Origin of the sequence: uncultured Bacteroides sp. (assembly GCF_910578895.1) — a bacterium.
GTDB lineage: Bacteria > Bacteroidota > Bacteroidia > Bacteroidales > Bacteroidaceae > Bacteroides.
This window is the reverse complement of sequence record NZ_CAJTSC010000001.1, coordinates 202,657-217,318: the sequence shown is the minus strand read 5'-3', so window position 1 is coordinate 217,318 and position 14,662 is coordinate 202,657. Positions and strand designations below refer to the sequence as shown.

General features: G+C 48.9%; 7 protein-coding genes. 3 read left to right on the top strand and 4 right to left on the bottom strand.

Features of this window, described 5'->3' with window-relative positions; genetic code table 11:
* The first annotated feature begins 277 nt into the window (after window positions 1-277).
* The gene (locus QZ327_RS00695) at window positions 278-2,251 is read left to right on the top strand and encodes a cellulase family glycosylhydrolase (protein WP_294616258.1); all 1,974 of its coding nucleotides are present in this window, start codon (window positions 278-280) and stop codon (window positions 2,249-2,251) included.
* A gap of 309 nt (window positions 2,252-2,560) precedes the next feature.
* Window positions 2,561-4,642, top strand: a complete 2,082-nt coding sequence (locus QZ327_RS00690) for a hypothetical protein (protein ID WP_294616257.1) — start codon at window positions 2,561-2,563, stop codon at window positions 4,640-4,642.
* A gap of 140 nt (window positions 4,643-4,782) precedes the next feature.
* Here QZ327_RS00690 and QZ327_RS00685 read toward each other — a convergent pair whose 3' ends face one another.
* From QZ327_RS00685 to QZ327_RS00670, 4 genes are all read right to left on the bottom strand, one after another.
* Window positions 4,783-7,236: a TIM-barrel domain-containing protein gene (locus tag QZ327_RS00685; RefSeq protein WP_294616256.1), complete on the bottom strand. Its 2,454-nt coding sequence runs from the start codon at window positions 7,234-7,236 to the stop codon at window positions 4,783-4,785.
* 43 nt (window positions 7,237-7,279) lie between these two features.
* Window positions 7,280-8,650 (bottom strand): glycoside hydrolase family 43 protein, encoded by a 1,371-nt coding sequence (locus tag QZ327_RS00680; protein ID WP_294616255.1) that lies wholly within the window; start codon window positions 8,648-8,650, stop codon window positions 7,280-7,282.
* A 107-nt stretch (window positions 8,651-8,757) separates the two neighbouring features.
* On the bottom strand, window positions 8,758-11,868 hold the full coding sequence (locus QZ327_RS00675) for a two-component regulator propeller domain-containing protein (protein WP_294616252.1): 3,111 nt from the start codon (window positions 11,866-11,868) through the stop codon (window positions 8,758-8,760).
* Window positions 11,869-11,910: 42 nt separating this feature from the next.
* A complete protein-coding gene (locus QZ327_RS00670) occupies window positions 11,911-12,129 on the bottom strand; it encodes a hypothetical protein (RefSeq protein WP_294616250.1) in 219 nt (72 codons plus the stop codon).
* A 552-nt stretch (window positions 12,130-12,681) separates the two neighbouring features.
* Here QZ327_RS00670 and QZ327_RS00665 point away from each other — a divergent pair.
* Complete coding sequence (locus tag QZ327_RS00665) at window positions 12,682-14,640, top strand: glycoside hydrolase family 97 protein (RefSeq protein WP_294616249.1); 1,959 nt, start codon at window positions 12,682-12,684, stop codon at window positions 14,638-14,640.
* Window positions 14,641-14,662: the final 22 nt, after the last annotated feature.

Sequence of the window (14,662 nt, the reverse complement as noted above, 5' to 3'; positions counted from 1 at the left end):
AGCAGATAATGGTGTAATTTGGAATATTTGTTGTAATTTATCAAAAGGATGAGGGTGCTTCGTAATATCATGAATATCAATGCTTATAGGATATGCTGCATTCAGTATACGACTGAACCCTATTCAGTATACGAGTGAATGGTATTCAGTATACGACTGAATTAAGTTCGATATACGACTGTATCCTTCGTTTGTATTATTTGTAAAGAATGTAGATTGTTATCACTCTTTTGCTTTGGCTTACAACTTTCAAGTCCTTAAAACAATGAAGAACAATATGAGAAAAATAATTTATTTATTGACACTGCTCTTAGGAGTGTCTTTTGCGGCTTGCTCGGACGAGACTATTCCTGAGCAGCCGGAAAAGCAGGAACCGGAACAACCTGTTGAACCGAATCCTGACCCGGAACCCGAGCCTTCTGTCGAAGCCAAATTGCCGGTTCTGAACGTATCAGGGCGTTACCTTAAAAATGAAAAGGGAGAGATTGTCAATCTTCATGGATTTACGCAGACTTACAGCCCTTTCTTCAATAACAATGCCTGGGGTAATTATGACGTGCAGGCATGTCTCAGTTACAACAAGCGCATGGTAGACGGAATTGTGGCGGCGGGGTGGAAGTTCAATTTCGTGCGTATGCACCTCGACCCGTATTGGAGCGATGACCCTGCCATGCAGTCCGTGCGGTATGAAGGACATGAACGGTTCTCCGAAACTCGTTTTCGGAAGTATCTCGACGAACTGTTCGTGCCGATGGCGGAATACTTTATTTCCAAGGGAATGTACGTTGTGATGCGTCCGCCCGGAGTATGTCCGAACGATGAACCGTATCAAGGCATTGAACTGGGCGACTCCTACCAGCAGTTCCTGCTCAAAGTGTGGGACATTGTTTCGCAACATCCTAAACTGAAGAATAATACGGATATCATGTTCGAACTTGCCAATGAGCCGGTCAGGATAAAAGGCACGGACGGCACATACGGCAGCACCGGTGACGGTCATTTCTATAACCTGAAACTCTATTTTCAGGCCATAGTGGATAAGATACGTGCCAACTGCCGTAACATTGTCTGGGTGCCGGGGCTTTCCTACCAGTCCTCTTATGCCGGCTATGCCACTCACCGCATTGAGGGTGAGAATATCGGTTTTGCCGTCCATTGCTATCCGGGCTGGTATGGTAGCGATGCGGAAGAAGACAGTGGTGAGGGCATAGGTTCGTCTACTGGCGGAGGTTATGAAAGTTTCCGGCGCGGCTGGGATGCCCAAGTAGGACCGGTAGCCGCTTTCGCACCTATCATGGTGACCGAAATAGACTGGGCTCCGAAAAAGTATGATGCCACTTGGGGCAAAAGCATAACAGGTGAGGCAGGTGGCAAGGGCTTCGGTGCCAACTTCAAATACATAGCCGACAGTTCGGGCAATGTTTCCTGGCTCTTCTTTACTACGAGGTCGCACGAGTTGGCAGCCTTCGAAGACGTGCCGGGCACGCCCGGCAATTACACTTTCCTGAACGATCCCGAAGCATGTCCGTGGGCAATGTATCATTGGTTCAAGGAGTATGCCGAAGGCGTGACGGTGAACGGTACGCTTGAAAGATTGGAACTGATGGGACAGGAAGGCAACACGTTGGACCTGCCTATGGGCGGAGTAAACTACCTTAAACTGCGGGCGGTCTATTCGGACGGTTCTGTACGTATGGTGACGGCGGATGTGGAAATCACAAGTTCCAATCCGGACGTGGTGGTTGTAGGGCACGACGGCAAACTGACCGGCGCAGTTCCCGGAAATGCGGTTGTCACAATCAGCTATCGGCATCCCGCTACAGGAGTTGAAACGAAGCTGGCACTGGATGTGACGGTAATCCATCCTTTTACCTTGACGGAAGAATCGTTCGACCCCTCCATTTGGGAAAAAGGCAGTTTCGATGAAGCCACCCGTACGCTGATAACCGGAAAATACGGTTTTGGAGGTTGGCAGTTTGCTGCCGGACTGAATCTTTCCGCTTACCGGACCATCACCGTGGAGCTGGGCAATGAAAACACAAGCGGTGTCTCTTTCCGCCTTTTCGACAAGAATAATTATTGGTCGAAACCTGCCGCCTACGATTTCGGTTCTTCGCGCAAAGTGGTTGTGGATTTGCAGAACATGAAAGACGAACAGGGAGCCAAGATCGATCCCTCGCATTTATACATAGTAGGTTTCTGGTCGACGGGCGGTAAACCGATTGTAATAGATAAGATAGACCTGAAGTAATCCGTGGCAAAACGGCATGTCTCTAAAAGCACGCCGGGATGATTAGGACCGTATTTGAGTTAAAAGGCTTTTAATTTTATATTAAAAGCCTTTTCATCATATAATGAAAGCCATTTAGTATGACTTTATCGTAGGTATGAGTCCGACTGATGTCGTGAAAGGGAGTATTTGCGGAAAAACAGGATATTGCTCGGGATAAAAGGGAAAATGTAACGGTAGGAAATAAACATGTAACACGGTTATTAAACCGATGGGGTGGAATGGGGTATATTTGTACTGTAACATTGACACATAAATATTGGTTTAGTAATGAAAAGAAATCTGTTGTTTTTATTTTTGTCTTTTGTCGCTTCGGTGTTTGCCGTGACAAGAGCTACGGTTGTTTCGGACGGAGCAGGCGCTCCCGGTTTTAGCTATCATGGAGGCAATCCGTATTTGCCTTTGTGGGAACATCTGCCGGACGGAGAACCGCGTGTGTTTGAAGACCCGGATAATCCGGGGAAGTATCGTGCATATATCATCGGTTCGCACGATGTCCGTTTTGGCAGTTATTGCGGAGCCGACATAAGGATGTGGTCGGCGCCTGTGGAAAACTTGTCCGAATGGCGTGACGAAGGAGCCATTTTTACTTGGCAGGTAGATGGCAAGTGGGATATCATGTTCGCTCCCGACCTTGTTGAGGTAAAACGGAAAGATGGCAAGAAAGAATACTATCTGTATCCTCATAGCCGTGGCAGAAACAGGGAAGCGATGGTTGCCAAAGGAGACCGCCCGGACGGGCCTTTCACTCCCGTCAATCTGACTGCCGACGGAACAAAGACCTTGCCGGGAAGCATCATGGGTTTCGACCCTTCTGTCTATATCGAATATGTGACAGACCCTGCCGACCCTGACTATGAAATCGGATTCAGAGCCTACGGATATTGGGGCTTCCAGCGTTCGTTGGCTGCTCAGCTGGACCAGCGCACCATGTATTCCGTGCGCCCGGGAACGGAAGTCATCCCTTATTTTATGCCTGCCGGCATTCGCAGGGGAAACAATCATGCTTCGAAGAATATCTCTTATCCCTGTATCTATCCCGGAGAAGACCTTGAGGCGTTTAACTTCTTTGAGGCTTCGTCCATCCGTAAGATTGGAAATAAATATGTGACTATCTATAGCGGGCATTCGGGTCCCGATTACGGGTTGGACAGCTCCAATTCCACTTTGCGCTATGCTTATGGTGACTCTCCGCTGGGACCGTGGAAAAGCGGCGGTGTTCTGGTCGATTCGCGGGCACCGGTGTTGAATCAGGACGGTACCCGTCTGCAAACCACCAATGCAGGACACAACACCCATGGGAGCATAGAACTGATTAACGGACAGTGGTACGTGTTTTATCATCGTCCGCCCCGCGGATTCGGCAACGCACGGCAGGCAATGGTAGCCCCTATTCATGTGGAGTGCGACGAGAAGCCGGTTTCGGAAGGTGGAAAGGTATCTATCAGGGCTTACGACCCCTATGCGGAAGATGGTATCTGGACTGCAAGGGATAAGCAGGGAAATGAATACAAGGGGGCGGAAGTCACTTCGGAAGGTTTTCATATATTCGGGCTCGATCCTTATCAATATTATTCGGCGGGATTTGCTTGCTATCTTTCCGATATACGCATGCAGCAAGACTCGTGGGATATTTGGGACAATCATGCCCCTGTTTCCGATGTAAGGAATGGCAACATCATCGGTTATAAATATTTCGGTTTCGGCGGTCTGGATAAGGATAAGTTGGGATTGAAAGCTTTCAAGGGAACGCAAAAGGGGAATAAAACGGCTTTCAGTCTTTTCCTTACGCCGAAGACCCGGAAGGCGTTCAAGGTAAATGTATGGTTGGACGGTCCGTGGGATAATGATGCTTGGAAGGGTACTAAGATAGGTGAGATAGTAGTCCCCGCCAATTCGGCACAGGAAACCAAGCAGTTTACGATTGATGTAGCCAAGTTCGTCGACCATCTGGACAAGAAACATGCGATATATCTTGTGGCAGAGGGTGAGGGCAATGAAGGACTTTTTGATTTGATGGGTTTGGGATTCAGTTCGAAAAAGAAGAAACTTAGCTCTCCTGTAGTGCCGAAAGTCAATATAATGGTGGATGGTAAAGCGATTGAAGTGCCGGCAACTCCCGTACGCTCTACCGAAAGCAACGGTATTCTTGGTTACGACTTGTACGAAACGGTCTATAGATTGCCTGCGGGAAGCGCCGGATTTCCTGCCGTATCGGCATCGGCTACGGATAAGCATGTGAAAATCTCCGTTACCCAGGCCACTGCGGAGTCACGGATGGCTGTCGTAAAGTTTGACCATAAGGGCGTGGTCAAGACGTACAGGGTGCTGTTTGATGCCCCTGCGCTTTAATAGAGGCGATACCGTTCCCCCTTCTTGACAGCTGGTCGGGAATGGGGAACGTATCAAAAATAAAATCCTCCATCATCCTGTCTCTGCTTTCTCGAATGACAGGCGATGGAGGATTTTATTTTGGTATGACGGTTACAAACTTACAGTTTAATCTTTATTTTCTTCCCTGTATAAGTTACGGTTTTGCTGTTTCCGCCGGCTGTCTTTACGGTAAACTGCCGTTTTTGCAGCATGCCGTCGTATGCTCCTTTCCGTGCACCGATTGTAAGGGTGCGGTTGGCATTGTTCCAGCTCATCGGGATTTCCGTATAGGCACCTTTCTCATAGTTGTAATTATCTCCCTCGTCCTCATAAAGGGTAAAGCTTCCGTTGGCGCCGGGGTATACACATAGGGTCAGATTGTCCCACTTCTTTTCACCGGTATATTGCACACGCGGACCGAATGGAACGATGCTGCCGGCACGCACAAACAGAGGTATGCGGTTGAGGGTGGTGGAGACGGTGAGTTTCTGTCCGCCCTCTACGGCTTCGTTTGTCCAATAGTTATACCAGCGGGTGTCGGCAGGCAGGTATACCTCCATGCTTTTGGACTGGGTGAAGTCTGCAAGTACGGGCACTTCGGCAATGGCTTTGTTGTCGCGGTTCCAGCCTTCGTTCTCCTTTAAATCCTTTTGGCGTACCTCCGGCGTGTATTGGGCATGAAGCACCGGTGCTACGAGAAATGCCTTGCCGAACATGTATGCGTTGTTTACATCCCATGTCTGCTTGTCGTTGAGGAAGTCCATGAAGAGCGCGCGCATGAAGGTGGAGCGGTTGTGCGTCACGTCCCAGGCAGTGGAGTAGATGTATGGAAGCAGGGCATAGCGCAGGTTGACCGCATCGACCAAAGCATCGTAGACGGGTTCGCCTGCCTTGCCGTACCAATAAAATTCGCGGGGAACATCGGCACCGTGGCTGCGCATCATCGGGCAGAATACACCGAATTGCAACCAGCGGACATACAACTCCTGATACATCGGATTGCGGGTGGCGCTGTTGTCGTTCCAACTGGTATTGTATGAGCCGGCAAAGAAACCGCCGAGGTCGGAGTTCCAGTGAGGCATACCGGTCAGTGAAAAGTTGAGCCCTGCCGTTATCTGCTTGCGGAACATGTCCCAAGAGGATTGTACGTCGCCTGACCAGACATTGGAACCGTAACGTTGCTGTCCTAAGAAGCCGGAACGGGTGAGGATGAAGACACGCTTGTCCTGCGTCAAAGCACGTTGGTGGTCGGAAACGCCGCCTACGCTGACAAGGGGATAGGCATTGCGCACACTACGGTATGAACCGAGATAGGTCTGGCGGTCGAAATCACTTTCCTTATGGTTGAAGTGGTCCGGTTCCGTGGAGTCCATCCACCAGCCGTCCATGCCGAGTTGGAAGATGCCTTTATTAAGATGGTCCCAATAAATGTCACGGGCTTTCGGGCTGTAGGCATCGTATACACGCACTCCGGAAGGATATTCCATGTTGGGCGGCCATCCGTCGACACCGGATTGGGGCCAAGTCTCCATATCGAAAAGCAGTCCTTCTTTATCCAATGCCCTGTAGGGTTTGGTGGCAGGTCCGAATGACGACCAGATGGAAATCATCATGCGGGCATTCATGGCGTGTACTTCGTCAATCATGTCTTTGGGACGGCTGAATGCCGGATTTTGAAAATCCATGCCGTTCCAAAGGTAGTTATGCCCCCAGTATTGCCAGTCTTGGATGATGCAGTCCAACGGAATGCCCAGTTCGCGGTATTTTTTCACTACTCCCACCGTCTCTTCCTGGCTTTTGTAGCGCTCTTTGCTCTGCATAAATCCGTAGCCCCACAATGGCATCATGGGCACGTCGCCCGTCAGCGCCCGTACTTCGGCAATGACTCCGTCGGCAGATCCCCCGTACATGAAGTAGTAGTCTATGCAATCGCCCACTTCGGAGCGGAAAGAGGTCTCCTGCTTATTGTCTGTGTATGTGGTGCCTGAATAGTTATCCCAGAATACTCCATAACCTTTGGTGGATTGGAAGAAGGGGGATACATCCTCCAAATTTCCCTGAACCAGGTGTTTGGTCATGTTGCGTTGCATCATCTGTCCGTTCTGTAGCTGTCCGAGTCCGTAGAGACCTTCTTCCTTATCTGTTGCAAAGCCTTGATATACGGTGTAGGTCGGGCGTCCGGCATCGTTGAAGGGAGTAAACGCTTTCGGGTTCTCTTGCTCTTTCAGCAATGTGGTGCCATCGGGCTTGGCGTAAGTAAGGATACCGCTTCGGGTATCCAAGGTTACGGCAAGCGACGGGCTCTTCATGACAATCAGATGGCTCTCGGGAACCGTTATTTTTATGTTGCGGTTTTGAGGTTGGGCGATGACGGACAGGCTTTTCTTCTCCACATGCTTGTTTTGGGGAGTTTTAAGGATGCGGAGGGTGTTGTCGCCAAACCATTGGATTTCTATATCCGTCTGCTTGCCGGCAACCGTTGCCTTGATGCCCGATGCGGTTTTCTGATACTCCTGCGCGTATATCCAAGATGCGCATAACAAGAGTATTGTAATTGTAAAACTTCTTTTCATGTCAACGAATGTTTCTTTTGGTTAGATTCTATGTGAATTTTGTTCATTTCTCCGTGAATTTCCACCAATCCAGCATAAACAGGTTCTTTTTCTGCTGTTTACAGCCTTTGAATACAAAGTAGAGGTCGTGCACTCCTTTCACGCCTTGTATGGCGGTTTCAAACTCTTTCAGTTCGCTCTTGGTATGGGTGATGTGGACAGTGCCGATACATTTTCCATCCTCGGAACCGATGTGTATTTCAATGCTGCCTCCATAAAGATGGCACGAAGCGGATACCGTAAAGCGGGCGGCGCCCTTTTTGAAGTCCACGCCTTTCAGCATTAGATATTCACCATCGTCAATGTCGGTAACCAGCTGGTTCCAACGGTCATGGCTCCATGGATTTTTTGGAGTGGTCTTCAATCCGTATCCCCATGCCATAGTCTCTGCTTCTACCTTGCGGTAGGGGTTGAAACTTTCAATCTGCTCCAATTTGCAATCCTGGAAATAAGGAAGTTCGCGGATGGTGCCATCGGCATTGTATTCCATTTCGGCTGCTGAAACCGAACGGCGTTCTGCGTGACGGCTGGTTTCGAGGCGGAAGATGTCGTAGTTCTGACCGAAGCAGTAGGACTTACCCTTGTAGTCGATGATGCCCGGATGATTGCCACGGGTGCGCGGCGTGTGGTCCATGATGTGCCCTTTGTACTCCCAGGGACCAAGCGGCTTTTTGCTCATGGCATAACCGATGCCCTCGGGGCAGCAGGTAGAGGCAAACGCCAAATAGTAGTGTCCGTTGCGTTTATAGAACCAGGGACCTTCCTGATAATCTTCGATAGGGGGCAGTTGCATGATTTCGCCCGAATAGGAAATCATGTCCTCGTTCAGTTTCACACAATAGAGGTTCGGGTTGCCCCAGTACATATATGCCTGCCCGTCATCATCGATATACACTGTGGGGTCGATGTCATCCCAGTGCTCTTTTTGCCATACTAACGGTTTGCCTATAGGGTCTTTGAAAGGACCGTAAGGAGAGTCTGCCACCAACACGCCGATGCCGTTGCCGTGGATGGGGCAATACATGTACCACTTGCCGTTGCGGCGAACCACCTGTTGCGCCCAGGCGCCGTTTTCGCCTTTGTACCATTTGAAGTCTTTGAGCGATGCCACGGCGCCGCGGTCCTGCCAGTTCACCATATCGGTAGAGGTGTAGAGCAACCAGTCTTTCATGTGGAAATTCTCGCCGTCATCCTCATCGTGGCTGGTAAAGAGATAGACCGTGTCGTTGTACACGATAGGAGCCGGGTCGGCTGTGTACTTGGTTTGAATGATGGGCATGTTCAAGGCCGTTTTTGCACAGTCGGTATTCTGTGCCGTGAGCCAACCGGACATAAGAAGCGATATTCCGGCAATACCTACTTTTACATTTTTCATGATATAAATTTTAAAATTGAATGATGATGCAAAAGTAGTCCGTACGTAGCCAAGCGTGGGCTACAAATGTTGCAGAAAGTAGCACTCTCGTTGAAAAGTGCCCGGTTTCACGCTTGTTTCTGCCGGTTCAGGTATTGTGACGGGCGCATGCCGAACTCTTCCTGAAAACATTTGCTCAGATAGCTGGAAGTACTGAAACCTACGAGGTCAGCGACTTCCGCCACGGTATAGCCTTCTTTCAGCAGTTGGGATGCCCGTTTCAGACGGATGGACCGGATAAAGTTGGTAGGCGTTTTGCCTACTACCGAAATAAGTTTGCGGTATAGTCCGGTGCGGTCCATCCCCATGTCGCGGCTCAATACTTCTACCGAATATTTGGGATTGTCTATATTCTGTTCCACCAAATGAAGCACTTTACGGAGGAATGCCTCATCGGCACTCGATAGCAGCGACTTGTCTTGTCCGGATTTCCGGGTGGTTCTGATTTGCTCTTTTCGTTTCTCTTGTTGCTCCAGCAGTTGACGCATGTTCACCAGCAATTCCTTCTGTGTCCATTCGTTCTCATTGGAAGGGAGCGGCGACAGTATCCCTTCGGAAAGCTGGTCAACCAACTCTTTTAGCTCCGCAGCATTGTTCCGCACCTCTTCAATCTGTAGTTTGTTCTTTCCTTCGTCGATGTCCTTCAGTATGTTGTCCAACGGGGATATTATCCGGTTGACGGGTTCTTTCAGCTCTTCATTGATGTTGTGCAGGAAAGTGGTTTTCATTTCGTCCAGTTTCTCCTTTTGTTCGCGAATGATTTTCCGGCGTTTGTGGCGCATATATATAAAGGTGGAGAGTACGATACTTCCCGAGGCAAGGATAATGTAGAGAATATAAGCAAGTGTTGTCTTCCAGAAAGGGGCTTTTACGGTAATCTTCATTTCGGCATACTTGTTCTGCCACACTTCGTTATTGTCCGTAGCCCGTACCCTGAATGTATAAGTGCCGGACGGGATGCCGGTGTAGGTGGCATATCCCTTGCCGTCGGAAAGGTGTATCTCTCTTTCCGATGGGTCGATACCGGTCATCTGATAGCGGTAGTAGGTTTGTGTGGGGTTAATGAAGTTTAGGGCGGAAAACTCCAACGTAAGAAAATTCTGATTATGGTTGAGTGTGATTTCTTTTGTTTGGGTGATGGGTTGAGGCAATATCCGGTTGCCGTTGTAGGTTTTGCCATGTTCTATCTGTTCTCCCAACAGCTTGATTCCGGTGAACAGGGGGATGGAGTGTGTCTGGCTTGTTGCGGCAGGAGCACTTGTATATTTGTTGAAGCCGTTGATGCCGCCCCAATAAAGCGTTCCGTCGGGTGCCGTAAAGACGGAACGTTCGCAAAATTCGTCCGTAATCACACCGTCGTACCGGTTGAAGTTGGCAAATGAATAAGGCGAGGGCTCTTGCAGGATGTTTTCCGTGATGCGCGTTATTCCATACGCGGTAGATACCCAAATGGTGTTGTTTGCAGTCTGGACAATGGAGCGTATGGGGTTGTTGACCAGTCCGTCGGTGGTGTAGAATGTTTTTTGTTGTCCCGTATTCGGATTGCATAACAGTAATCCGTCTTCCAAGCCAATCCATAATTGTTTTTGACGGTCCGGCATAATGGCGTTGCAGGTGTGCGGGGTAGGATTGAACCGGAAATCCTTTGTTTGATGATTATAGATGAACCACCCTTTTGGGGTGATGCCTGCCAGGCACTCTTTCCCATAAGGAACCAGCTGGTGAACGGTTGAATGGCTAATCTCCGGTACTCCTGCTGTTTTTTCAAACGTTCCGGTTTCCGGAGCAAATGTACCGAATCCTTCATTGCCGGTACTTATATACAATGTCCCGTCCGGCAGTTCCATTATGGAATGGATGGTATGGCCGGATAATACATGCTGTCCGGTTTTTCCATCGGGCATGATGCAAAATAGGCCTTTCCCGGCAGTGCCCAGCCAGATACGTTGCCGTTTGTCCTTGAATAGGACATTGCAGTAAATATCGGACAACTCTTGCGAATAGGGAGATAACTTGTCGTTGGAAGGCGTATAACAGAACAATCCTTTCCTGGTGCCTACCAATATGTCCTCTTTTTCATCCGTAACAAAGCAGGTCACGGATATGTTGGTATTTGGAGTGACGGGAAACAGGCTGTTGCCGATATTCCGGAACCGGAAACGGTTGGGGTGGTAATATAATAATCCTTGGTTAAGGGTGCCCAGCCACATGCCGCCTTGATTGTCGTTGCAGAGCGTGCTTACTTCCGTATGTATGATGTCGCCGTCTACCAGCTTGAGTTCGGGGATGTACTGCTTTCGGGCTAATCCGGCATCGATGTTCCATAATCCTATGTGGCAACTGACCCATATACTGCCGTCTTTGTCTATGGAAAGGCTGTTTAGCCAATAGTCGGTTTGAAAGACAATGTCCCATTTCCTGTTTGCTATGTCATAGTTTAACATAACTCCGCCGTTGTATCCATTGCGTAGCTGATAGAAAGTGTTGTCACCGGGCACTACGTAAGAAGTGTTTTCGTATTTCCCGGCAGGAAGTTCGTTGGGCAGCTTCTGCCTGTATATTTCCCGGCGTGATGCGAGATTATGGCAGACCAACAAGCCTGAACGATAGAAAAGGTACAGGCGGTTGTCCAAAACGACGAGGTCGTAAAGTTGGTCGACGGCATTGCCTGCCGATGATACGTGATGCAGGAAAACTTCCGCTTTCCGGTTCTTTGGGTTTATACGGAGCAATTCGTCTTTATCGGTGACGACCCATAGGCTCTTGGTCTTGTCCATAAAGAAATCCTTTAAGGGAGTACCGGCGCCCCATGTGGCAAGCAGGCTGTCCGGTTGTTCCACAAAACGCTCGTGCGCTATGTCCACAACCATTAGTTGATACTGGTTTTTAATCCATACATATCCGTGGGCATCTATATATTCATGGTGAAAACCGGAATATTCGGACAACGGGCAGATATGTTTTTGGTTATAATGCAAATAACTGAAGTCGGTGCCGTCGTACAAGTTCAATAATCCTTCGGTGAGTATCATTATACGGCCGTCCGGCAGTTGGGCTATATTACGTACCCTGTTTCCCGCCAGGCCGTTTGTCCCGTTAATGGGAGTGAAGACACAATATTTCTCCGCGATGACAGGTAATGAAAGAAACAGAAATAACAAGTTGATCAGATATTTCATAGCGCATGTTTTTCGTGGCAGGCAAAATTATGGAAACTTTTGTTATGCCGGATGATTTCGGCAGGATTTTTGATGAAATATGGCGCGGCTCTTCCATTTTCTGACAATCTGTATTTTCCGGCGCCACATACCCAGCACGATAGCGAAATCCTTACAAACCAACCGGCGTGGAAAAGCGCCGGAAATGCCCTGTGCGGGCATCCCGTTTGCCGGATATCGGTGTTTGTGGCGAGGAACATTAATGCCGCTCGTGATGGACATTAGTGTCTATCGCCACAGACATTAGTGCTTATCACCACAGATATTAATGTTCCTCGCCACAGACACCGGCGGCTCTCGGCCGGAACACTTGTGTCCAACGGCAGGGAAAAACGGCTTTCCGCATAAACAGCGCATCTTTATCGAAAAAAAGGGGCATGTCCATCCGCTTTTTATGCATGCCGCTTCTGTTTCGGAAGCAAGGCGCAGGGGCGGGAGTAAGCAAAAAGGTGGTTTCGCCGCCTTTTTGCCATGAAAGCGTGGCTAAATGAAAAAAACGTGTGAAATACGGTTTTATGATGGCTGGGGAACATGTTTATGTGCAAAAAAGAACAATTTGTAACGTGGACGAAAGTTTCTGAAACATGGATTGAGCGTAATTTGATAAAGGTTGCTTTTCTTTGCAATATGTTGTCGGCTATAAAAAATGAAAACACACCTGCATTGGCAATCCGTCCTTTTTAAGCTGGCAGGGGATTCTTATGAGGAAGCAACAGAATGATTCTATAAAGAGTAATTGATTGTATAAACGTAAAAAAATAATCTGAAAAAGACATGGTGAGACGTATCTTATTTTTGTGGGTATTCTTATGGGTTGGTATTTTGGCTTTTGCCAAAGAGAGTAAATTGTATGGTCCGGATGGAAAATTGTGTGTCAGCATATCGGATGAAGGCGGAGTCCCTTCTTATAGTATAGTATATGACGGGGTTCTCTTTCTGGAGAAGTCTCCGCTGGGACTTGAGACTAATCTTGGAGATTTCAGCCGGCGCATGACGTTGAGTGAAATCGGTCCGTTGTCGTCTGTCAATGACGAATATCAACTTCTCACAATCAAGAATAGCCGCCCGCGGTATCGGGCAAATGTGCAGGCGTATACGTTTTCCCAAGAGGGAAAGGTGGTGTATGATGTCATTTTCCAGGTGAGTGATTGTGATGTGGCATTTAAGTATAAGGTCTATCCGCAAGGCAACACGCTCTGTTGTGTGGTAAAGAAAGAGGCTACCGGTTTTGTGCTGCCCGAGGGAAGCACCACTTTCCTTTGTCCGCAGTCGGCGCCTATGGGCGGGTTTGCAAGGACCTCTCCCAGCTATGAGACTGCTTACACGGTGGATGATGCGACAGGAAAGAACGGTTGGGGGCATGGGTATACTTTCCCTTGCCTGTTCAGGAACCGCGACAAGGGTTGGTTGCTGATTTCGGAGACGGGAGTAGGCAGTGCTTACTGCGGAAGCCGTCTGTTGGGTAAGGAAAAGGGTTTGTATACGATTGGTTTTCCGCAAGAAGGGGAATATAACGGAAACGGAACGGTCTCGCCCGGCATAGCTTTGCCCGGTGAAACTCCGTGGCGCACGGTTACGGTAGGCAGGACGTTGGCGCCGATTGTGGAGACCACCGTCGCATTCGATGTGGTGGAGCCGTTGTATGAGGCTTCACAACAGTTCCGGTATGGTTGCGGCACGTGGAGCTGGATTATCGGCGGTGATAATAGCATGAACTATGACGAGCAGAAACGCTATATCGACTTTAGTGCGGCTATGGGATACGGCTCCGTGCTGGTCGATGCGTTGTGGGATACCCAGGTCGGACGGGACAAAGTGGCGGAACTGGCTGCCTATGCGGCGTCCAAGGGAGTGGCGCTCTATCTTTGGTATAATTCCAACGGTTATTGGAATGATGCCCCGCAATCTCCCAGAGGGATTATGAACAATACAATCGCACGGCGGAAGGAGATGAAATGGATGCAGGGCATCGGCATTCGCGGTATAAAAGTCGATTTTATAGGCAGCGACAAGCAGGTGACCATGCAGCTGTATGAGGATATCCTTGCCGATGCCAATGATTACGGATTGATGGTTATCTTCCACGGTTGCACATTGCCCCGTGGATGGGAACGGATGTATCCTAATTTTGTAGCCTGTGAGGCGGTGCTTGCCAGTGAAAACCTGCATTTCTCTCAAGGCAGTTGTGACGCTGAGGCTTTTAATGCCTGTCTGCATCCTTTCATACGCAATACGGTAGGCAGTATGGATTTTGGAGGCAGTGCCCTGAATAAATACTACAATGCGAAAAATGCGCCGGGCGGAAGCCGCCGCGTAACTTCCGATGTGTTTGCATTGGCCACGGCTGTCTTGTTCCAAAGTCCTGTGCAGCATTTTGCATTGGCTCCCAATAATTTGACGGATGCTCCTGCCTGGGCTGTGGATTTTATGAAGTCGGTTCCTACGCTTTGGGACGAAGTAAGGTTCATCGACGGCTATCCGGGAAAATATGTGGTACTTGCCCGCCGCCATGCGGATACCTGGTATGTTGCCGGGGTGAATGCGCAGAAAGAACCGTTGAAACTGAAAATAAAGCTTCCTATGGTTGAGGCGGGAAAAGAACTGGCGGTTTATCAGGATAATAAAGACCTGGAAGGCAGCCTGCATACCGTAAAACTCAGTAAGAAGCAGGAAATGCAACTCGATATTCCTTGCAATGGTGGAATTGTACTGATCAGTCGTAATACTAAATAATCAATCTTATATTCAGAATAAT